This window comes from Moorena sp. SIO3I6 (assembly GCF_010672095.1).
This window is the reverse complement of the sequence record NZ_JAAHHU010000004.1, coordinates 151374-172988: the sequence shown is the minus strand read 5'-3', so window position 1 is coordinate 172988 and position 21615 is coordinate 151374. Positions and strand designations below refer to the sequence as shown.

Genomic DNA, 21615 nt, shown 5'->3' with positions numbered 1-21615 from the left:
AGGTAATGGTGCTTTTTTATGGTGAAAGAATTTGATAAATCAATATATAATGAAATTAATAAGGATTTAACTAGTCAGGGTGTAACCAAAGATAGGTATCGTCACCATGCTGAATTGGACTCAGTTATAAATTTGACTAGCACAGAACCAAGCCAAAACTCGGCTCAGGATGGGGCTGAGCCTATAGGCTCCTCTGAAGCACCTAGCAGTTCCAAACGCTCTGGGGGTCTTAAACTCAGCTTAAAAACTAAAGTAACATCATTATTGATCACCCTAGGCACTATTCCTGTGCTGCTGATTGGCTCTATTGCCTATAACTTAGCTAAGCAATCTATTACCCAAGAAATTTCCCAAAATAACATTGCTAGGGTAGTTAGCCTAGAAGACAACCTCAAGGGCTTCATACAAGACCGCTATGCCGATATTCGAGTTCTAGCTACGCTCCCAGTTTTTACTAATTCCAGTCAACAGCAGACCAGCTCCCTTTCGGAAAGACAATCCCTATTATTAAACCGCTACGAAGACATTTACCAAGTCTACGACAGTATAGCTGTTTTCGACTTAACAGGCAAAGTGATTGCCAAATCTAATCAGACTCCGGTAGATAATCCCAGCTCCCGGTCTTATTTTGAGCAGGTGATCAAGACCAAACAACCGGCGATTAGTCAACCGATACACTCGGATGCGTCTGGTCAGTTATCCCTTTACTTAGCTGCACCGGTACTTGACGAAAATACACAAAAGCTGGTCGCAGTTATCCAATCCCGGATGCCCATCCAATACCTTCAAGATTCGATCAACCTGATGGGCAGCGATCGCGAAGAACTTTACTTAATCAATACCACCAACGGTAAAATTTTTCTCTCCAACCAAAGCAAGATCGTTAATCAGCCCCTAACCAAGGTATTCCCGGACGCCAAAGAACTGCTAACTGCTGATAAACCAAATACTCTAGTCACATCTGATCAGGTCAAAAAGCATCAGGATCTGCTAGCCTATACCCCCTTTCGTAAAATCAACGACTTACCTGACCTGCCCTGGGTAGCAGTCATGGCCACCCCAGATGCGATCGCATTTCTGCCCCAACGGCAATTACTCCTGACCCTGACCCTCGGAACCTCCCTGACCACCTTATTAGTTGCTGCAGTAGCTGTCTATCTCGCTAACCGTTTGACCAGTCCCCTGTTAGCAGCTACCAACGCAGTGAAAGCCCTCGGCGAAGGGGAACTGGATACCCGTTTGGAGCTAGTGGGAACTGATGAGCTAGGGGTACTTGGGTCAAATATCAACCGCATGGCATCTCAGCTACAGACCCTAGTTGCTAACCAACAAGCTTCCCTAAACAAGGCCCAGTTATTTGCTGATGTTGTCACCCATGCTGCCAAACCTGATGAAAAAGCCCATGCCTTTGATTTAGTGGTTAATGCTGCTAAGGAAAAGTTAGCTGCCGAGCGGGTGGTGATCTATTATTTTGACCCAGGCTATCGGGGAACCATTGTGGCTGAAGCGGTAGACTCCCCTTGGCCAAAAGCGATCGCCAACGAAATCACCGATGCTTGTATTCCCAGAAAATTGCTGGAAGCCTACCGCAAGGGCAGGGTTGTGCCCACCAGTGATGTCCAAGCAGAGAAATATTCCTCGGGCCATATGCAGTTGTTGAACCGACTGCAAGTGAAGGCAAATCTGGTTGTCCCGATTGTGGGGGTCGATAATCTAATTGGCTTATTGGTAGCTCATCAGTGTTCTAGGACTCGGGTATGGCGCACCGATGAGATTGACTTTCTACAGGAATTAGCCACCCACTTAGGACTAGCTTTAAGCGGTGCCACTCTCGCCACAGTGAAAACCGCTGAAGCCGATCGAGCTGGGCAAGTCATTGAGATTACCTCCCGTATCCGGCAATCCTTCACAGTCGAGGAAATCTACCAGTCAGCCACCAGTGGCATCCGAGAAGCTCTGAAAACCGACCGAGTTCTAGTCTATCTGTTTGACGAAATAGCCCAAGGAACCATTGTCGCCGAATCCGTGGGTCATGGCTGGCCGAAATCCCTAGGAGCAGAAATTGCTGACCCCTGCTTTGCCCACCAATATGTGGAAAAGTATCAGCAGGGTAGAGTTAGTGCCTTGGATAACATTTACCAGGCCGGCTTGAGTGATTGTTATTTGGGTCAACTTGAACCGTTTAAAGTCAAAGCTCACCTAGTCGCCCCCATCTTAGCAGAGGACAAATTACTGGGACTGTTGGTCGCCCATCAGTGTTCCGGTACCCGGCATTGGGAAGAATCAGACATCAACTTTTTCAGGCAGATGGCCATTCAATTGGGCTTTGCCCTTGAGCAAGCCAAGCTAGTAGAGCAGCTCAAACAAGCCCGCATTGCTGCGGAAGTAGTTTCCCAGGAGCAACAGCAACAACGGGAAGCCCTACAGTTGCAACTGTTAGAACTGGTCAATAAAGTGGAAGGAGCTGCCCAAGGTGACCTCACGGTAAGGGCTGAGATCCTCAGTGGGGAAATTGGCACTGTGGCTGACTTCTTCAATGCCGTCATCGAAAGTCTACGAAGGATTGTTACCCAAGTCAAAACTGCTGCCACTGAGGTAAACCAGTCCGTTGGGGACAATGCTGGAGCTATTCATCAACTGTCTGAAGCCGCTCTCCAACAAACCCAGGAAATCACCAACACCCTAGATTCTGTGGCTCAAATGAGTCGTTCTATTCAAGAGGTAGCTTCTAACGCCCGCCAAGCCGCTGCCGTGGCTCATACCGCTGCCAACACCGCCCAAAGCGGCACCCACGCTATTGAGCGCTCTGTTGCCAGTATTCTAATTTTGAGAGACACAATAGCAGAAACTGCCAAAAAAGTCAAGCGCCTTGGGGAATCCTCCCAGCAAATTTCCCAAGTGGTGGCATTTATTAATCAAATTGCTCTGCAAACCAACCTATTGTCGATCAACGCTGGCATAGAAGCCGCCCGGGCTGGGGAAGAGGGGCAAGGATTTGCCGTGGTTGCCGAAGAAGTTGGGGAACTCGCTGCTCGCGCCGCCACCGCCACTAAAGAAATTGAACAAATTGTAGACAACATCCAACAAGGCACCTCCGAAGTGGTGGAAGCGATGGAACTGGGTACTACCCAAGTGGTCGAAGGTACCTATCTAGTTCAAGAAGCCAAAGACAGTTTTGGTGAAATCCTGAACGTCTCCACCCAAATCGACCAATTCATTCAATCCATATCCCAAGCCACCGTTTCCCAAGCGGAAACCTCAAGCGCTGTGACAAACGTAATGAAAGACATTGCCCAAATCTCAGAACGCACCTACCAGTCAACAGAACATATCTCCCACTCCCTCCAAGACACTGTCAGTATTGCTGAAGAATTACAAACATCGGTTGGCAAGTTTAAAGTTGATCAGAATTATGACTAATGACCACTGACCACTAACCACTAACCACTAACCACTAACCACTACACATGTCACAGGACAAAGAACTGGAAATTCAGCTACAGTTTCTGGAAGAGGCAAAGGAATACTTAGATACCATTGAATCGGTGCTGCTGGGTTTAGCCAGCGCTCCCATTGATAGTCAGAAAATGGATGGGATTCTGCGAGCGGTTCATTCTGTCAAAGGGGGAGCTGGGATGATGGGATATGGCACCTTGAGTCACCTAACTCACCGCTTAGAGGATTCATTTAAAGTTCTCAAGGCTAAGAAAAATGCGATCGCAATCGAAAACCAACTCGAAAGTCTACTCCTACAGGGGGTAGACTGTCTGCGCCAGGTACTCGATATCAACCGCCAGGGGAATCGGATAGACTCCCACTGGCTAGAAACCATAGCTAACCCAGTATTTGATCAACTTCACGAGATTCTAGGGGACCCGGTCGCAGATGATGCTAGCACTATGCTAGGAGCAGAGGATGGCACTAATGTGACTGCCATGCTGTTTGAAACAGAAGTGGAAGGGTGTCTAGCTCGCCTAGAAGGGGTGTTAGCAGACCCCGAAAAGCCCTGCTTGCTAGAAGAAGTGTCCATCATGGCTCAAGAATTAGGCGGGTTAGGCGAAATGCTGCAGCTCGAGGCTTTTAGCCAGTTGTGCGAAGACATCAATCACCAGCTAGAAGCTGCCCCAGACCAAGTGGAAGCGATCGCCCAACAAGCTCTAATGGTGTGGCGGCAATCCCAGGCTTTGGTACTTGTTGGTCAACTAACTCATTTACCCCGCCGCCTCGAAGCTAGGGAGTTTCAGGAGAATGAAGGAGAAGCTACAGAGCCAGGGGTGGCAGAGGAAGCTATATTAGTTGGGGAATTGGAAACCGATCAGCCAGAACTAGTCGGACAAGGGGATGAGGCATACCAGGAAGACCAGCCAGACCAGCCAGACCAGCCAGACCAGCCAGACCAGCCAGACCAGCCAGACCAGCCAGACCAGCAAGACCAAGGGGAAGTAAACGTATTTCAATGGGTGGATAGCAATCTCCATATCTCTTCCCCCTCTGCCTTGTCTTCCCCCTCTGCCTTGTCTTCTCCCCCTCCCTTGTCTTCCCCCCCTTCCCCTGAACCCATCTTCCTGAGGGAGAACAATCAGGAAGACTCCTCAAAAGACCCACACCAGGAAAATACTGTGCGCATTCCTGTGCGACAGTTGGATCGACTCAATGACTTGTTTGGAGAACTGACTATCGAGCGCAATGGTCTTTCGCTGCAACTGGGACGACTGCGCACCCTAGTAGACAACCTCAGCCGCAGGGTCAAGATTCTCGAAGCCTCCAATCACAAGCTCCGCACATCTTATGACCAGATTGCCACCCCAAGAGGAATGACAGCAAGACAGGGGGATGGGGAAACCAGCAAATCCGATGGACTTTTCCTGCCATCTTCCGTATCTTCTCCCGCCGCTTCTGACACTTCCCCTGCTTCCCTAGCTATTACTGTTCAAGGGTTTGATGCCTTAGAGATGGATTCCTACAGCGACTTGCACCTGCTATCAAGGGAGGTGATGGAAACCATTGTTCAAATCGAAGAAGTCACCAGCGACTTGGAATTGACCCTAGACGATACTGATAGCATTGCCCATGAATTAAACAAAACTGCCAAGCAGCTGCAAACCAATCTGACTCAGGTTCGGATGCGTCCCTTATCTGATTTAGTGGGACGATTTTCCCGAGCTTTGCGGGATTTGTGTGTCGAGCATGGCAAACAAGTAGAACTGAAGGTAGTGGGGAAAGGTACCCTGATTGACCGCACCATCCTGGAAACCCTGAGTGACCCGCTAATGCATTTATTGCGCAATGCCTTTGACCATGGCATTGAAGACCCTAGCACCCGTCAGGCTATGGGGAAACCGCCAAAGGGAACTATTGAAATCAAAGCCATCCACAGGGGGAACCAGACCCAGCTTACCCTCCGTGATGATGGCAAAGGCATTAATTTAAGCAAAATCCGAGCCAGAGCAGAGGAAATGGGATTAGACCAGGAGCTGCTCGCCAGCGCCAGTGACCAGGAATTGCTGTCCCTGATTTTTGAACCCGGATTTAGTACCGCTGATCAAGTCACCGACCTATCTGGTCGTGGTGTGGGGATGGATGTAGTGCGCAACAACCTCAAGCAAATCCGGGGGGATATCCGAGTCGATACCCAACCGGGTTGGGGAACGACCTTTACCCTCACCGTCCCCTTTACCCTATCGGTAGCACGCATCCTGTTAGTGGAAAGTAACGGCATGCTATTGGCATTTCCCATCGACGTGATTCAAGAGATGCTGATGCTCAAATCCCAGCAAATCTTAACTACCCTAGGCAACGAAGTCATCAACTGGCAAGGGAAAATGGTCTCCCTGATTCGCCTGAAAAAGTGGCTGAAATTTTACTGTCGCCGTCGGGTCACCACCCTAGAAGAAACCCCGAGCATTAATGAACCTACTATTCTAATTATCAATCAAGCCGAGCAATTAATCGGCCTGTGTGTAGACCGCTCCTGGGGAGAGCGAGAAGTCACCGTGCGTCAAGTAGAAGGAACCCTAGGGTTACCTGATGGATTTAGCGGCTGTACCATTCTCGGCAACGGTCGAGTGGTTCCCCTGGTAGACCCCAATGCCATGGTACGCTGGATAATCAGTTGTCAGCGCACCAGTAACCTAGAGAGTTTATCCCCACAACTTTGCTCCACCTCAAAGGGATTTGTGGAGCAACAACCTCCCTCAATCGGTATACAACCAAGTACCAAAGACACCATCTTAATCATTGATGACTCGATTAACGTGCGCCGGATGTTGGCATTGGGGTTAGAAAAAGCTGGGTATATTGTAGAACATGCCAAAGATGGTCAGGATGGGATAGAAAAACTGCTTCGGGGATTAGAGGTGAAAGCCATTATTTGTGACATCGAAATGCCCCGGCTGGATGGCTACGGCTTTTTAACTCGGGTCAAAGTAGAGCCGAGCTTAAAGACTTTACCCATTATTATGCTCACCTCCCGGAGTGGCTCTAAGCATCGCCAACTAGCTATGACTTTAGGGGCATCTGCCTATTTTTATAAGCCTTACAATGAGCGGGAGTTATTGAAAACTTTAAATGAAATTATGGTAGAAGACGTATTGATTTAATATTGCTGGTAAGATCATGTCCGACAGAGTATGCGATCGCGAAGCGTGGCCTTAGGCCAATCGCATTCGCTAGTTTTGCGTTGTTTATTTTGCGTTGTTTATTTTGCGTTGTTTGTTTTCCGTTGTTTTTGAATGAGTACACACAGCTTTTGAGATCTCCTGCATCGATCCCTTTCCCTAAAAAAAAATAAGAGAGCCGTCTTCAAGCTCTCTTGATCATCAGGGTGCATCTACATAATCACAATATAGCAGATTTTATGAGGGGTGACACCCCTCATATTAATAAGTGATTTACTCAACAGTATTAGTAGTCCATATTGGATCGGGATGGGGCTGATAAATTACAATGTTGCCATCATCCTGGAGCATGAGGTAAGCACCTAGACTCCCACTAGTACCAGAAGACCAAAGTGCCTCAGGGTATCCATAGGTAACAAAATTGCCATCATCCTGCATGATGGTTCTACTCACTGCTTTGCCATGTTGCCCGTTAGCCCACAAAGGGAGTCCAGAACCGTTGTAGAGAACGAGGTTTCCATCTTCTTGCTGAATGAACTTGTATTGACCATTCGGAGAGGTTATGAAATCACCTCTTTTGAGTTCTTCACCTGGGTAAAGTGTAGTTTTAGCTAGTGCAGTGGCAGGGCTGGTTAGAAATAGTGTTGTAACCAAGCACAGTGCTACCAATAGCGTAATTAACAACTTCTTCATCAGAGTCTTTTTAATCCCTAAGTCAGCTCTAAGATTTTCTTCGAGTATAGTAGCAAAAAATACAGAATGCACATCAGATCTAAAGGATTTGTCAAGTAATGCAAGCTAACAAAATGCTTAACATATAAATCAAAAAAAAAATCCATATCATCCCATGCCCTAATTTACCCATTTATCCCTATACCTAGGCTCAAATTGGATTGCGGAAGAGTTACTGAGGGTGGGATATTCTCGAATCAATAATTAGTACAGGGCTTACACAGCAAGACCCTTAAAACCAGGTTTCTCTTATAAGTCAAAGGCTGAAATCGGTGTAATGACCCTCAATAAACGGGTTTGCGCCGTAAGTCCTATAGGATTTCTCGAACGTTACGAATTCATAGGCTTTTTAAACAAATTTTAAGTTTAGCAAATTTCTCTGAACAGAGTCTACCAAAAGTTCAGCCAAGTTGATACATTAATCATAGGCACACAAACCAATCGGAATTCAGGACTGTGCCTCCTGTCCTGAAGAACTTACAGCCCTAAAAACTTAGTCGTAGAGATTAACAAGACATGTAGGGTAAGGTAGGCGTTAAATCAGCATGAATGGGAGTAATTGAGTTTAATTACCACCTACCCTAGACAACTGAAACCATGTCTAGCCCTAATTGGTAGATGTTTTAACTAGCTAGTGGTAATGATCTGAAGCATCTTTGTTCAGTATCTTTAGGCTAGCCAAACTGCTAAAACATCAAAAGCCAAACCACTCAGGAAAGTAAGTAATGGAGGAATATACTTTTTTGTTGAGCGTCGGCTGTAAGACTGTGTAAACCCTAGCTAGATATTTTGTTGAATAAGTATAGCCATGAACCAGGTACCGCTACCTGGTTCATGTTCGTTTTAGCCACTATCAAAAGAAACCTAACACTTTACTAATTAAACAGCCACCCCTTTTTCAGCTCGATCGGCCTCCCTTAGGGCGCGTTATGCTGCCTCTAACACACCAATCTAACTCTGTGCCTGTAAAATTGCGATCGCTATTCTTGCATCCCGGCATACAACAAACGTGCAAATAGCCGTACCCCATCATCCTGCTTCAGCTCTTCATAGGAAGGGGGCTGCCGCAAACCCACCACCCGCAGATCTGCCAGCAATTCCGGATGAAACTGACAGGTAAACGATCGCCGAACGGTTTTACTTTCAAAATCTCTGTAATTGATGCAAGTGGCAGAACACTCTGTCAACACCTCATCATCATCATCCGCCGTCGAGCACAAAATTTCAACAGCATCAGGGAGCTGGATAAGCCAAGACAAAGCACTATTCGCCACAATGTGACGGCTGGGAATGAGAGCATCATGAATTAACCGATACGCCCAGTTTGCAAATAAGATTGCCTCTTCGTTCACCTCGTCCGAATGAAACATTGCAATGTTGAGTTCATGCTCATAGGCAATCGACGTATCAATCACCCCTTCGTGCTCATCAGCGGTAATCTCATGGGCAACAATCAGTGCCTCAGGAACACCGGAGGTCTCATGGTCAGGGGATTCATACTGCCGCAGCTGGCGATCACCAATCTCTTTTGCTTCGTTGTGAGCCACCGCAAACTCCTGATGCTCCCAATTGTCTGCCACCACACGGCCATCCCGCTTCTTGATGACCAGGGATTGCCCTACTGCCTGGATTTCTTGACAGATACGTTGTAAAGCCCTCAAAGCCTTGCCATTGCCATCCCCCTCCAAAACATCTAGAGCTAACACTTCCCTGACTGCCCGACGAATCAGGCTGATGTGAGCCTGAGCCGCAAGCTGGTGCCCTAAACAAATAAATATGGCAGGTGCGCTTGCAGGAGTCCGAGACAGGAGAATTTGCTCAGATAGACGGAGAAGATCCTGATGGGAGCAACTTGCCCCTGCAAAGGTAGAGGGATTCCGGAGAGATGGATCCCCCCCCTCTACCACAATTGCCAATCCTGAGCTGATGACGGGGATCAGTCGCTCCAAATCTAACGGACCTGAGGCCCAATAGGGAAAGAGAATTGAATCACAGTCAGCAACTTTTTGCNTACTCGGGATTTTGGGCAAATTTATCGTTCCCTTACACCAAGGCCGTTAACAAATTGTTAGTGATTTGAGTTGATTGAAGGCGGTTAATTCGTAAGATTTTAATGACTAAATTTGGGCATTTTTCGGGAAATTTTAGTTTATTTCCCTATCCCCCTATCCCCCTATCCCCCTATCTCCAATAATCGTTAACTTACTAAAGTTTGAAACAGCCCTGCCCAGAATTGGGGGGCTAGGGGGGCGAAACCATACCCATAATCAGCAACACCGAAGAAGCTGCATCGCTTTTGTAAAGGTGCCCATTCCACCCACCGGGTCAAACAGCTTTTAGGAAATGCACCTCACTTAACCGTTAGGTTAGGTGGGGTTGTTAATTTTAAATCACTGATAACTTTGTACACTTGGAAAAGTGGATTATTATTTGATCAGCTCAAACCACAACCAGTGCGGTTTTTGATCATAAAAACTCCTATAAAGGAGATAAGCATGCGCGATTTATCAGGTTACCAAGTTACGGAAAAACTCCATGAAAGCACCAACTCCCTAGTCTATCGCGGACATCGGCGGGCAGATCACCAACCTGTTATCCTTAAAATGCTCAAACAGGCTTATCCTTCCCCGGAAAGCATTGCTTGGTTCAAGCGAGAGTATGAAACAACTCAAACTATTAACCTACCCGGTGTAATCGATGTTTACAGCTTGGAAAAGCTAGAAACTAACTGGGTAATGGTGTTAGAAGATTTTGGGGGCGAATCTCTCAATCGGATCATTCCGAAGCAGGAATTCACCATTGCTGAGTTTCTCCACCTGGCCATTGAGATTGTTGACATTCTCGGTCAGGTTCACCAGCAGCATATTATTCACAAAGATATTAACCCATCAAATATTATCTTAAATCAGAAGACTGGTAAGCTTAAGCTAATTGATTTTGGCATTTCAACCACACTGTCGCGAGAAATATCTACCTTTCGCAACCCGAATGTATTAGAAGGAACCCTAGCTTATATCTCTCCAGAACAAACGGGTCGCATGAATCGAGCAATCGATTACCGCACTGATTTTTACTCCCTGGGGGTGACCTTTTATGAATTGCTGACGGGACAGTTACCCTTCCCCAGCAATGATGTTTTGGAATTAGTCCATTGTCATATTGCTAAACAACCGACACCACCACAGGAACTAAAACCAGACATTCCAGCAATTCTTTCGGCGCTCCTGTTAAAATTGATGGCGAAAAATGCTGAAGAACGCTATCTATCAGCCTATCGGATCAAGGCAGATTTAGAAGAATGTCTCAGACAGTGGCAAACCAAAGGGCAAATTGATGCTTTACTGATCGATCAGCACAATGTTTCCGATCAATTTCAAATACCACAAAAACTGTATGGGCGAGAACAGGAGATTTCTACCCTATTAGCTGCTTTTGATCGAGTCAGCCAAGGAGCCAGTGAAATGATGCTGGTTTCGGGGTATTCCGGTATTGGCAAGTCCGTATTAATACAGGAAGTATATAAGCCACTGACTCGCCAACATGGCTATTTTATTTCTGGTAAGTTTGACCAGTTTCAACGAAATATTCCCTACGCTTCCTTAATTCAGGCATTTCGGTCATTAGTACAACAGTTACTCACCGAAAGTGAGGCAGAGATTCACAATTGGCGAGAGAAGCTGCAAGGGGAATTAGGGGAAAATGGACAGGTAATCATTGAATTTCTTCCTGAAGTCGAACTGATTATTGGTCCACAACCACCTGTCCCAGAGCTTCCTCCAACAGAACTGCAGAATCGCTTTAATTTTGTTTTTAAAAAATTTATTAAGATATTTACTCAACCGGAACATCCGTTAGTCATTTTCTTAGACGACTTACAGTGGGCAGATAGAGCTTCCCTGGAATTAATTCAACTGCTGATGACAGCAGCAGATAATAAATATCTGTTTATAATTGGGGCATATCGGGATAATGAAGTAAACGACGTACATCCTTTGAATCAAAGCTTGGAACAGCTTGAAAAAGCAAGAGTAACAATTAAGATAATACTACTTCCCCCCTTAGCGTTAACTGATGTTACCCAACTTATCGTTGATACGTTTTTCGTAGATTCAATAACTGCCAAGCAGCTTGCCCAATTGATACAGGAAAAAACGGGTGGAAATCCGTTCTTCATAAATGAGTTCTTAAAATCTCTGTATTCTGAAGGCTGGTTGTATTTTAACTATCCTTATCAGAAATGGGAGTGGGATATAGAGCAAATAAAAGCGCAACCACTTACAGATAATGTTGTGGATTTGATGACTAAAAAAGTCAAAGAATTACCCACAAAAACTCAGGCAGTATTAAAATTAGCAGCTTGCATAGGGAACCAGTTTGACCTGAAAACACTGGCAGTGATATCTGAAAAATCTATAGGGGAAACTGCAACTGATTTACGGTCAGCACTCCAATCTGGTCTAATTATACCCCTTAGCTATGCCTACCAGTTGGTGGAACTTGATGTAGAAGGATTGTCAAATCAGTTAATTGTAGAATACAAATTTGCCCACGACCGCATCCAACAAGCAGTTTACTCGCTGATTCCCAAAGCAGATACCCAAGCAGTACATCTGGGTATTGGCAAGTTGTTACTGCAAAATACATCCTCTGAAGAATCTGAACAGAAGCTGTTTGAGATTGTTAACCAGTTGAACAAAGGTCGGGAACTAATTGAGCAACAAACAGAGCGAAATGAGTTAGCTCTCTTAAATCTGCGGGCAGGGAAAAAAGCCAAATCTTCAGCTGCTCGTCAACCGGCTTTCAATTATCTCCAGACCGGCTTAAGTTTATTAGGTAACCAGAGTTGGTCGCAGCAGTATAACCTCAGCTTAGATTTGTATATGGAGGCAGCAGAAGCAGCTTATACAATTGGCAACTACGATGAAATGGAGCCCTTGACTGAGATAATCTTGCAAAACGCCCAAACACTGTTAGACAAAGTCAAAGTCTATGAAGTCAAAATCCAAGCCTATTGTGCTCAAAGACAATTTCTAGAAGCAATCAAAACTGGGCTAGACGTTCTGAAATTACTTGGGATCGAATTACCCGAACAACCCAACCAATCTGATCTGACGGGAGAGATAGAGCAGATCAAGTCTGCCTTGGGGGGCAGGCAAGCCCAGCAGCTAATCGACTTACCCCAAATGACCGATCCGTATAAACTAGCAGCTATGCGGATTATGAGCTACTTGTTGAGCTCTGCCTACATAGCAATGAATCAACTCAGCTTGGTAATTTGGTGCCGACAGGTGAATTTATCGATTCAGTACGGTAATTCCCCTGATTCCCCTTTTCCCTATGCCGGTTACGGGCATATCCTCTGTTTATTAGGGGAGCTTGAGGCTGGCTATGAGTTTGGTCAACTGGCTTTGAAGTTACTAGAACGATTTAAAGATAAAACATTCAAAGCAAGAACTTATGTGATGTATAAGGGATTTATCAAGCATTGGAAGGAACCGCTCAGGGACACATCATCTTTATCCATAGAAGCTTATCAAAGTGCGATAGAAACTGGAGATATTGAATTGGCTGCTAGTGTCATGGGTACCTATGCCTATGCTTTGTACCTAAGTGGTGTGGAACTAATCGATGCTAAGAAAGAGACGGCAAAAGCAATTGCAGCTACTATTCAAACTCAGCAGGAAGCTTACCTTCATTGGAATCAAATCTATATGCAGGCTATCCTTAACTTGATGGGAGAAGCAGAAAATCCCTGCCGTTTGATTGGTGAAGCATATGATGAAGAAAAGATGATGCCAGTCCATCTTGCCAGTGGAGATCAAACTGGGATGATGCATGTGTATTCACATAAACTCGCTCTGTGTTATCTTTTCCAGGAATTTCAGCAAGCAGTTGAAAATGCCGACCAGTTTGAAGACTATGCTGCTAATGCTGGCTCATCATTCATCCTTAGCACTGCCTACTTCTATGATGCCCTGGCTCGGCTAGCATTTTATCCTGATGCTTCAGAGACTGAAAGAGCAGAAATTTTGACCAAGGTTGCTGCTAAACAAGAAAAAATGGAACTCTGGGCAAAGCAAGCTCCGATGAATTTTCTGCACAAATTTTATCTAGTCGAAGCTGAACGATCCCGAGTTTTAGGCAAAGATAGCGAAGCTAGAGACTATTACGACCGCGCTATTACCTTAGCCCATAAAAACGACTATCTCAACGACGAAGCCCTAGCTTATGAACTAGCAGGCAAATTCTATTTAGCTAGAAACCAAAACCACGTTGCTCGCCACTACCTACAAGATGCCCACTATACTTATCAAGGCTGGGGAGCTGTGGCTAAGGTAAAGGATTTGGAAGCTCGATACCCACAATTTTTGGCTACAGTTTCAACAGATAGTATTAAAACTAGCTTAAATCCGTCAATTACCGACTCAGGTAAAACTACATCCGGTGTTTTGGATATCAATAGCATTCTCAAAGCATCGCAAACTATTTCTGGGGAAATTATCCCAGACAAGTTGCTGGAAAAGTTAATGAAAATCCTGATTGAGAATGCAGGGGCTCAAAAAGGTTTTCTGATACTGGATAAAGACGGTGATTGGGTAATTGAAGCTGAAGGAACAGTGGATTCTGATCAGGTGACTACATTGCAATACCTGCCAGTAGACTCTGTGGATGCTGCCAGTAAAACCCCGATATTGTCAGTCTCTATCGTCAATTATGTGGCTCGCACCCAGGAAAATTTAGTTTTAAGTGATGCGGCTAATCAAGGACAATTTACTCGTGACCCCTACATTGTTGCCACTCAACCCAAATCGATTATCTGTACTCCTTTGTTAAATCAAGGTAAACTAAGCGGTATTTTATATTTAGAAAATAATTTAACCACAGACGCATTTACCAGCGATCGCATTGAAGTTTTAAGAATGCTTTCTGCTCAAGCTGCTATCTCTATTGAAAATGCTCGTCTGTATGGGCAGTTAGAAGACTATAACCGAAATCTAGAGCTTAAAGTAGAAGAGCGCACTCAAGAACTATCTCAAACTTTGGACGTTCTCAAAGCTACTCAAGCGGAACTAATATTTGAAAACGAGTTACTCAAGAGTGACGAACAAGCGTCGAATTTTGATTATCAAGTGGGGGGAAGTTTACCGATGGATGCTCCCACTTATGTGGTGCGTTCTGTTGACAGAACTCTCTATAAATCATTAAAGCAAGGGGAGTTTTGTTATATTCTCAATCCCCGCCAGATGGGCAAGTCAAGCCTGATGGTACGTATGATTAACCACCTGAACCATGAGGGGATTAGCTGCGCGGCCATCGACCTGACTCGGATTGGCAGCGAAAATGTTACCCCTGACCAATGGTATAAGGGATTGGCAGTAGAGCTATGGCGAAGTTTTGGTTTACGAAGAAAGGTGAATTTAAAAAAGTGGTGGAATGAAGGAGGAGATATTTCTACGGTTCAGCGGTTGAGTCAATTTATTGAAGAAGTCTTGCTGGGTGAGGTTGATCAACCAGATAACAGTTTACCCAATAAACGGGTAGTTTTTATCGATGAAGTTGATAGCGTCTTGGGCTTGAATTTTCCAGTTAATGACTTTTTTGCTCTGATTCGCTCCTGCTATAATCAGCGTACTATCAATCGAGACTATGGCAATTTAACGTTTGCTCTCTTTGGGGTTGCTACTCCCTCTGGCTTAATTACTGACCACCAAAGAACTCCTTTTAATATTGGTCAGGCCATTCAACTGGAGGGTTTTAAAGAGCATGAAGCCCAACCTTTGCTTCAAGGATTAGCAGAGAAAGTGACCAATCCTCAAACACTGCTCAAAGAACTGTTAGCATGGACGAGTGGTCAGCCTTTTTTGACCCAAAAGATCTGTCAATTCATCCGCAGTACTTCATCTGCTATCCCTACCAACAACGAAGCTGAATGGATTGAAAATTTGGTGCGAACCAAGGTGATAGAAAATTGGGAATCACAGGATGAACCGGAGCATTTGAGAACTATACGCGATCGCATCCTGGAGAGTAAACAATCTGTTGGGCTATTGGAGATATATCGACAAATTGTGGAGCAGGGAGAAGTGGTGGCTGTTGACAGTCCAGAGGAAAAGGAATTGCTGTTGTCTGGGTTAGTGGTGAAGCAACAGGGATGTCTGAGAGTCAATAACCGGATTTATGAATCCATCTTTGACCGCAGTTGGGTTGAGCAGCATGTCTAACTGGGATGTTGGATCTTCAATTAAAATAGTAAAGGGAATAGGGAATAGGGAGTAGGGAGTAGGGAGTAGGGAGTAGGGAGTAGGAAACAGAGAGTAGGGAGTAGGGAGTAGGGAGTAGGAAACAGGGGACAAAAATTATCACTCACAATTCATTTAGGTACACTATATAGAGATTATTAATTATTAGTGCTAAGATATTAATTACCAATAAGTTTATCTATTAATTAAGCTGATGAAAGCTGCCATTGTACGTATTGGAGATTCCCAAGGAATTAGAATTCCTAAAGCAATTATTGAAGAATGTGGTTTAGCCAATGTAGTTGAAATAACAGTAGAAGATGGGAAGGTAATCATTTCGCCAGTATCCCAGTCTCGTCAAGGATGGGAAGAAGCGTTTAAAGAAATGGCAGAAAATGGTGATGATGAATTATTAATTGATGATCGGATTAAAAATTATTGGGATGAAGAGGATTGGAAATGGTAGCGATTTCTAAGCCAAAAGATAGTGTTGGGTTTCCTTGCTTCAAACCAAGCTACAAGAGAATGCGATCGCGTAGCGGCTCCAACTTCGATCTTCGATTCGGCGCAAGCGTGTAAGTATTCAACCCGATAGAATTGAATCTAGCGACCAAACCTCTCTGTTAAGCCAATGACAACTTCCCTTGAAGAAGCCCTCAACACGGTTAGTCAACTGCCTCCTGAACAGCAGGCTATGCTGGTTGAAATCATCCAAAACCGTCTGATCGAATCCCGTCGTAAAGAAATTGCTGAGGATGCCAAAGAATCGATTGCTAGATTTAAACAGGGCAAGTTACGACCTCAGTCAGCAGAGACTGTAATTTCTCAATTGCAAAAGGCTCTTGACGAAAACCCATGAGGCAACTGGTACTTACCCCAAAATTTAAGCGGGCTTATCGTAAGTTTGTCTCTCGCAACGCCAAACTCCAGAAACGCATTGAAAACACCCTGAGGCAAATGGAAGAAGATGTTTTTGACCCAAAACTAGGTACCCATTCTCTGAAAGGAGAGTTATTGGGCCTCAAAGCCTGCTCCTGTGGATACGATTGCCGGATTGTGTTTTCCATTGAGACAGACCAACAGATTCAAGATGAAGTAATTATTTTACTCGATATTGGCACCCACGATGAGGTGTATTGAGGGTGCATTGTGGGTATTCCCGTCTTGATGATATTGACCACATTCCCCTAAAAAAGGCGAAGTTCAATCCGCTTACCTAAAGCAGCTAGTGCCCGTTCCAGTGTAGGAAGTTTCGTCCCGTGATCGGGGTTGAGAATGCGCCTGACTTCCTGTTCATCGGTATTGAGAGTATGGGCTAATTGGAGTGATGTGATCCCTGCCTCGGACATGGCCAGGTAAAGGGCAGCTTTTAAGGCAGTCTGAATTGGCACTGGGACTAAATAGTCTCCGCCTGCCGGGGGTGAGGGGTTGGGGATGTCGAGTTGGTCATCAATCCTCGCAGCGATCGCTTCTTCCAAACAGTCCGCTGCTTCAGCCAAGCCTTGTTCCATGGAATCTCCCTGAGTAATAGCTTCTGGCAGATCCTGAAAAGTTACCACAAACCCGCCATCCGACTCGTCAGGGGTAAATGTAGCTGGGAATGAAAATCGACTCATAGTAATGGCATGGTTAAATCTCATCTTCCTGTAGACCAAGCTGACGTAGCATTGCCTTCAATGTCCCAGTCTTGAGTTCATCTTTGGGATTGCGGACAATAGTAAATCGGTCACCAAAATAAAGTGTGACGTGGCTTCCTTTCCCGCGCTTTTTGTCAACACGAGATTCGAGACCACGCTCTCTGGCTAACTTTTTTACCCTCCTAATGAACTCACTTCCTTTCATGATAAAACTATGGGACATTATTGTCCGCTAGTCAAGGGTGAAATGACTCGTGTTGGGTTTATCAAAGATTTGCGATCGCTCTTAGCGGAAGCTTCGCTTCATCCCATAGCGACTCCATTCGCGTAGCGTGGCCCAAAGGCCAAGGAGCATCGCACTTCCTCTCCCTATTCCCTATTCCCTGTTCCCTATTCCCTATTCCCTGCTCCCTGCTCCCTGCTCCCTAAAACCCAAGACTTTGTACCTCACCCAATTGAAAACTTCTATAGTTCAATCAACTCTCCATCAAAATCAACCGCAAAGCATCTAACTGCACATACCATGGCTGAGGCCAAGCTTTAATCTGATGCCATTTTTCCTTGAAAACTTCAGCTTGGAGGTGGTATTGCTGAGGATTGTAGGACTTACCAAGTTTAGTTGGTTTTGCCCCCCTAACCCCCCAACTTTGGGGGGGAATCATGTCAAAGTCCCCCAGAATTGGGGGATTTAGGGGGCAATCTATAACTCCTGTATTCCTAGAAGCAGTATATAAATTCAGATACAGTGTAACTCTGTGCTGGGTTTCACTCATCGTCACCAGCCAACAGGGAAACGTATTGTCGTGATTTGGCTCTTTGAGAAATATCAGATGATGGGCACGGATGCCAACATAAGCCAACGATTTCCTGATCGGTTCTACAACTGAAAGACTACAGTTCCAGTCCAGGGCTTGAATTTTTTGGTGGTCAATAATTTCAACCCGAGAAAAGTTTTTACACTCCGTTAATTGTGCTACCCTAAAGCTAGGAGGATGCTCAAAAATAGCTTCTTTAGAACCAGAAGCAATAACCTTTCCTTCGGAAAGGACTAACAGATTACCACAAACTCGGTAAGCTTCCTCTAATTTATGGGTCACGAAAAGAGTGGCTCCTTGATAAGTAGAGAAAACTTCCGTTAGTAGCATTTCGATCTGATTCCGGAGATAGGTATCAAGGGCAGAAAGGGGCTCATCTAATAGTAACGCTTCTGGTGCGATCGCCATTGCTCTTGCCAAGGCTACCCGCTGCTGCTGTCCCCCAGAAAGTTCGTGAGGATAGCGCTTTTCTAGTCCCTGTAAATGCATCAGTTCAATGTATTTCCATACCCGTTCATTCCTTTGGGCTTTCGGCAATTCCTGCAAGCCAAAGCCGATATTTTGAGCAACATTCATGTGGGGAAAGAGGGCGTAGTTTTGAAACACAAAACCAATGCGACGTTGGTGAGGAGGAAGATTAATACCCTGTTTAGAATCAAACAAAACTCTTCCGTTCAAGACAATGCGGCCTTGAGTGGGTGTAGCCAAACCAGCAATACACCGTAGCGTCATACTTTTACCAGAACCAGAAGCCCCTAAGATACCTAAGGGCTTACCATTAGCAGTAAATTTAGCATCTAGGGTAAAGCTAGAGCTTACCTCTTTTCGTAACTCTACTAAAAGTCCTTGACTTGGTTCTATGTTAGATTTTTTCCCTGTTCCCTGTTCTTTTCCCCCCTGATTAAGGAAAGCTCTAGTCCCCCCCTTATTAAGGGGGGTTAGGGGGGATCCCTTCCTTACTTCTATGTTAGATTTTTTCCCTATTCCCTGTTCTTTTCCCCCCTTAATAAGGGAAGCTCTAGTCCCCCCCTTAATAAGGGGGGTTAGGGGGGATCCCTTACTTACTTCTATGTTAGATTTTGTCCCTGCTCCCTGCTCCCTGCTCCCTGCTCCCTGCTCCCTGTTCCCTGCTCCCTGCTCATAGTTAATGATGGTGATTGCCACGAGAGCGATCGCAACCATGATCAACACCCATAGTAGTGCTTCCCCCATCCTCCCGGCTTGGGCTGCAAAAAAGATAGCGATCGCAATGGTTTGGGTTCTGCCAGGAATACTCCCGGCTAGCATTAACGTAGCGCCAAACTCTCCCAAAGCTCTAGCAAAAGCCAGAACTGTCCCCGCCATCACCCCTGGCCAAGCCAACGGTAGCAACACTTGCCAAAATACCCTACATTCAGAAGCTCCCAAGGTACGGGCACAGTTAATCAAATCCTGATTAACTTGTTTGAAAGCTCCCAGTACAGTTTTATACATCAAAGGAAAGGCAACGACAGTAGCAGCAATCACAGTAGCAGGCCAAGACAAGATTACAGATAATCCCAATTGCCTTAATAGCTGTCCCACTGGGCTATTTCTACCTAGTAACAACAGTAATAAGAAGCCAACTACTGTAGGCGGTAGCACTATCGGAAGGGTTAAGATACTATCAATAATTCCTTTAGCTTTCCCTTGATAGCTAAACATCCAACCCGCTACTGTAATTCCCAGAAAGAAAGCAAAGATAGTAGCCAAGCCAGCAGTCTTTAGGGAAATCCATAAAGGAGATAAATCTTCCATAGTGTTGAACAAAGAGTATGGGTAGTGTGGAAAGTGTGGGTAGTGTGGGCAGAAAAAACGGCATATATAGGGTCTCTAATAGTTATAATGCAAATTCAATTTTATTACCCCGACTCCCGACTCCCGACTCCCGACTCCCGACTCCCTATTCCCTATTCCCTGTTCCCTATTCCCTATTCCCTACTCCCTACTCCCTACTCCCTTATCCGCCATAATAAACCCATACCTCAAAAATATAGTTTTAGCTGAATCACTGATTATAAACTGTACAAACTGGTTAGCATGATCATGGTTTTTAGACTCCTTTAATACTGCTACTGGGTAGATAATCCGGGAGTAAGACTCTGGCGGAGCAGTAGCAACTCGTTTAACTTGGTTTGATACCTTAGCATCTGTTGCATACACCAATCCAGCATCCACATTACCTGTTTCCACATAGGATAGAACTTGACGAACATCTTTGCCAAAAACCAACTTCGGTTTCAGCTGCTCAAACAAATTAAGAGTAGTGAAAACTTCCTTAGCATACTGTCCAGCTGGTACACTTTCCGGGTCTCCCATTGCTATTTTACTAATTTTATCAGAGGTTAAGTCCTGAAAATTAGAGATACCCGTCTGGTCTTTAGGAGTAACTAAAACTACCTGATTATTAAGAAGACTTTGCCTTGTCCCTTCTAGTAAAAGCCCCTTAGATTCCAGAGCATTCATCTGTTTCGGAGCTGCTGAAATAAAAACATCCACTGGCGCTCCCTGTTCGATTTGTTGCTGCAACGAACCAGAGGATGCAAAATTATAAATAATGGTAACATCTGGTGTTTCCTTAGTGTAGAGTACTTTGATAGCTTTCATCGCATCTTGTAAGCTAGCAGCCACTGATACCGTTAGGCTCACCACTTCTGGCTGTTGATTGTTAAAGGTAAGAGCATTGCAAGCTATTAACACTAAGGATAGACTTAAGCACAGAAACCATGATCTAGTTAGGGATTTAATCATAAAAGTTATTAGTAGAGTTATAGCATTTTATAGTAACCGTGATATACATTTAAATTTTCTTCCCTACTCCCTACTCCCTACTCCCTACTCCCTACTCCCTACCCAATTAGATACTTAACAACAAAAAAAAATAGCCGTAGAAATAATGTCCACGGCTATTTCAAGTCCACAGTAAGTGGATTCAAATCGCTATGTCACTCAGTTCCCGAACCTATCGAGAAATGCTCCTATTTAATCATACCGGAACTTTTGTTTTTGCCAAGGGGGGGCAACCCCCCCAGAAACTAACGTTTTAACGGAGCATCCAATACTTAGTGATGATCGTAATCACCTCCCCTGGCATGCCCGTAGGTTGCAGAGGACTCCACTCGGAAGCCTGTGCGTAGTTCATGGCAGACAGGGTATGAATAGTATTAGTTACTCCTTGACGAGGCCCCTTTAAAATGTGCTGAACAGGTTGTTGCTTTGGGAAAAAATCTTCAAGATTAATTCCGGGAATTTGATCTTCAGGATTATTGTCGGGGTTAGGGATAAATTCTTGCGACATAGCTCAATAGTTTAATTTAGTTTATTTGATTATTGTAATGATTATATATTTTATTGTCAAGGGTTTTTAGAATTTTTTTGGGGGGGGTATTTTAATGGTAAAAAAAAGCGATCGCGTAGCGGCTCTTTCAGAGCATCGCAAAGATTATGCGATCGCTTTTTTTGTATAGCGGTCTGTAGGCTAATTAGGTAAACAATTTTTTTTCCCTGTTCCCTATTCCCTGTTCCCTGTTCCCTATTCCCTATTCCCTACCTTTAC

Annotated in this window: 16 protein-coding genes; 9 read left to right on the top strand and 7 right to left on the bottom strand. The window is 44.9% G+C overall.

Translation table 11 applies throughout. From position 1 onward, the window contains the following. Nucleotides 1–18 precede the first annotated feature (18 nt). Nucleotides 19–3420: a GAF domain-containing protein gene (locus tag F6K49_RS03285; protein ID WP_293094171.1), complete on the top strand. Its 3402-nt coding sequence runs from the start codon at nucleotides 19–21 to the stop codon at nucleotides 3418–3420. A gap of 47 nt (nucleotides 3421–3467) precedes the next feature. Then, nucleotides 3468–6599, top strand: coding sequence for a hybrid sensor histidine kinase/response regulator (locus tag F6K49_RS03280; RefSeq protein ID WP_293094168.1), 3132 nt, complete (start codon nucleotides 3468–3470; stop codon nucleotides 6597–6599). 291 nt (nucleotides 6600–6890) lie between these two features. Here F6K49_RS03280 and F6K49_RS03275 read toward each other — a convergent pair whose 3' ends face one another. Further along, on the bottom strand, nucleotides 6891–7382 hold the full coding sequence (locus F6K49_RS03275; RefSeq protein ID WP_293064365.1) for a hypothetical protein: 492 nt from the start codon (nucleotides 7380–7382) through the stop codon (nucleotides 6891–6893). A 2462-nt stretch (nucleotides 7383–9844) separates the two neighbouring features. Between F6K49_RS03275 and F6K49_RS03270 the strand changes: the two genes are divergently transcribed. Next, on the top strand, nucleotides 9845–15571 hold the full coding sequence (locus F6K49_RS03270) for an AAA family ATPase (RefSeq protein WP_293094162.1): 5727 nt from the start codon (nucleotides 9845–9847) through the stop codon (nucleotides 15569–15571). Between the two features lie 20 nt (nucleotides 15572–15591). Here the strand turns inward: F6K49_RS03270 and F6K49_RS03265 are convergent, their stop codons facing one another. Then, the gene (locus F6K49_RS03265; RefSeq protein ID WP_293018893.1) at nucleotides 15592–15717 is read right to left on the bottom strand and encodes a hypothetical protein; all 126 of its coding nucleotides are present in this window, start codon (nucleotides 15715–15717) and stop codon (nucleotides 15592–15594) included. An 86-nt stretch (nucleotides 15718–15803) separates the two neighbouring features. Between F6K49_RS03265 and F6K49_RS03260 the strand changes: the two genes are divergently transcribed. From F6K49_RS03260 to F6K49_RS03250, 3 genes are all read left to right on the top strand, one after another. Beyond that, nucleotides 15804–16055 carry an AbrB/MazE/SpoVT family DNA-binding domain-containing protein gene (locus F6K49_RS03260; protein WP_293018895.1) on the top strand — a complete coding sequence of 84 codons (252 nt, stop codon included), beginning with the start codon at nucleotides 15804–15806 and terminating at the stop codon, nucleotides 16053–16055. 165 nt (nucleotides 16056–16220) lie between these two features. Beyond that, nucleotides 16221–16448, top strand: coding sequence for a hypothetical protein (locus F6K49_RS03255; protein ID WP_293018897.1), 228 nt, complete (start codon nucleotides 16221–16223; stop codon nucleotides 16446–16448). Further along, nucleotides 16445–16729, top strand: coding sequence for a type II toxin-antitoxin system mRNA interferase toxin, RelE/StbE family (locus F6K49_RS03250; protein WP_293018899.1), 285 nt, complete (start codon nucleotides 16445–16447; stop codon nucleotides 16727–16729). The genes F6K49_RS03255 and F6K49_RS03250 overlap by 4 nt, the downstream gene beginning before the upstream one ends. Nucleotides 16730–16776: 47 nt before the next feature. Here the strand turns inward: F6K49_RS03250 and F6K49_RS03245 are convergent, their stop codons facing one another. Together F6K49_RS03245 and F6K49_RS03240 are read right to left on the bottom strand one after the other, a co-directional pair. Continuing rightward, nucleotides 16777–17205 (bottom strand): hypothetical protein, encoded by a 429-nt coding sequence (locus tag F6K49_RS03245; RefSeq protein ID WP_293018900.1) that lies wholly within the window; start codon nucleotides 17203–17205, stop codon nucleotides 16777–16779. 13 nt (nucleotides 17206–17218) lie between these two features. Continuing rightward, nucleotides 17219–17431, bottom strand: a complete 213-nt coding sequence (locus F6K49_RS03240) for a type II toxin-antitoxin system HicA family toxin (protein ID WP_293018901.1) — start codon at nucleotides 17429–17431, stop codon at nucleotides 17219–17221. A gap of 127 nt (nucleotides 17432–17558) precedes the next feature. On the opposite strand from F6K49_RS03240, the gene F6K49_RS03235 reads away from it, so the two are divergent. Next, nucleotides 17559–17738: a hypothetical protein gene (locus tag F6K49_RS03235; RefSeq protein ID WP_293018902.1), complete on the top strand. Its 180-nt coding sequence runs from the start codon at nucleotides 17559–17561 to the stop codon at nucleotides 17736–17738. Here the strand turns inward: F6K49_RS03235 and modB are convergent. Next, nucleotides 17703–19817 (bottom strand): molybdate ABC transporter permease subunit, encoded by a 2115-nt coding sequence (gene modB / locus F6K49_RS03230; protein ID WP_293019004.1) that lies wholly within the window; start codon nucleotides 19815–19817, stop codon nucleotides 17703–17705. The two genes, F6K49_RS03235 and modB, sit on opposite strands and share 36 nt — an antisense overlap. 17 nt (nucleotides 19818–19834) lie before the next feature. Here modB and F6K49_RS03225 point away from each other — a divergent pair, with 17 nt between their 5' ends. Continuing rightward, nucleotides 19835–20032, top strand: coding sequence for a hypothetical protein (locus tag F6K49_RS03225; RefSeq protein ID WP_293065784.1), 198 nt, complete (start codon nucleotides 19835–19837; stop codon nucleotides 20030–20032). Here F6K49_RS03225 and modA read toward each other — a convergent pair. Next, complete coding sequence (gene modA, locus F6K49_RS03220) at nucleotides 19998–20711, bottom strand: molybdate ABC transporter substrate-binding protein (RefSeq protein WP_293094156.1); 714 nt, start codon at nucleotides 20709–20711, stop codon at nucleotides 19998–20000. The two genes, F6K49_RS03225 and modA, sit on opposite strands and share 35 nt — an antisense overlap. A gap of 31 nt (nucleotides 20712–20742) precedes the next feature. On the opposite strand from modA, the gene F6K49_RS03215 reads away from it, so the two are divergent. Then, nucleotides 20743–20928 (top strand): hypothetical protein, encoded by a 186-nt coding sequence (locus F6K49_RS03215; RefSeq protein WP_293018905.1) that lies wholly within the window; start codon nucleotides 20743–20745, stop codon nucleotides 20926–20928. A gap of 174 nt (nucleotides 20929–21102) precedes the next feature. Here F6K49_RS03215 and F6K49_RS03210 read toward each other — a convergent pair whose 3' ends face one another. Next, entirely contained in the window at nucleotides 21103–21357 is a 255-nt protein-coding gene (locus F6K49_RS03210) for a hypothetical protein (RefSeq protein WP_293018906.1), read from the bottom strand. Nucleotides 21358–21615 lie beyond the last annotated feature (258 nt).

Excerpts from the sequence above, each read along its gene's own strand:
- F6K49_RS03225 (WP_293065784.1), top strand. The coding sequence starts at position 19,835 with ATGGGTAGTGTGGAAAGTGTGGGTAGTGTGGGCAGAAAAAACGGCATA.
- F6K49_RS03260 (WP_293018895.1), top strand. The coding sequence starts at position 15,804 with ATGAAAGCTGCCATTGTACGTATTGGAGATTCCCAAGGAATTAGAATT.
- F6K49_RS03250 (WP_293018899.1), top strand. The coding sequence starts at position 16,445 with ATGAGGCAACTGGTACTTACCCCAAAATTTAAGCGGGCTTATCGTAAG.
- F6K49_RS03255 (WP_293018897.1), top strand. The coding sequence starts at position 16,221 with ATGACAACTTCCCTTGAAGAAGCCCTCAACACGGTTAGTCAACTGCCT.
- F6K49_RS03280 (WP_293094168.1), top strand. The coding sequence starts at position 3,468 with ATGTCACAGGACAAAGAACTGGAAATTCAGCTACAGTTTCTGGAAGAG.
- F6K49_RS03245 (WP_293018900.1), bottom strand. The coding sequence starts at position 17,205 with ATGAGTCGATTTTCATTCCCAGCTACATTTACCCCTGACGAGTCGGAT.
- modB (WP_293019004.1), bottom strand. The coding sequence starts at position 19,817 with ATGGAAGATTTATCTCCTTTATGGATTTCCCTAAAGACTGCTGGCTTG.
- F6K49_RS03285 (WP_293094171.1), top strand. The coding sequence starts at position 19 with ATGGTGAAAGAATTTGATAAATCAATATATAATGAAATTAATAAGGAT.
- F6K49_RS03240 (WP_293018901.1), bottom strand. The coding sequence starts at position 17,431 with ATGAAAGGAAGTGAGTTCATTAGGAGGGTAAAAAAGTTAGCCAGAGAG.
- F6K49_RS03210 (WP_293018906.1), bottom strand. The coding sequence starts at position 21,357 with ATGTCGCAAGAATTTATCCCTAACCCCGACAATAATCCTGAAGATCAA.
- F6K49_RS03270 (WP_293094162.1), top strand. The coding sequence starts at position 9,845 with ATGCGCGATTTATCAGGTTACCAAGTTACGGAAAAACTCCATGAAAGC.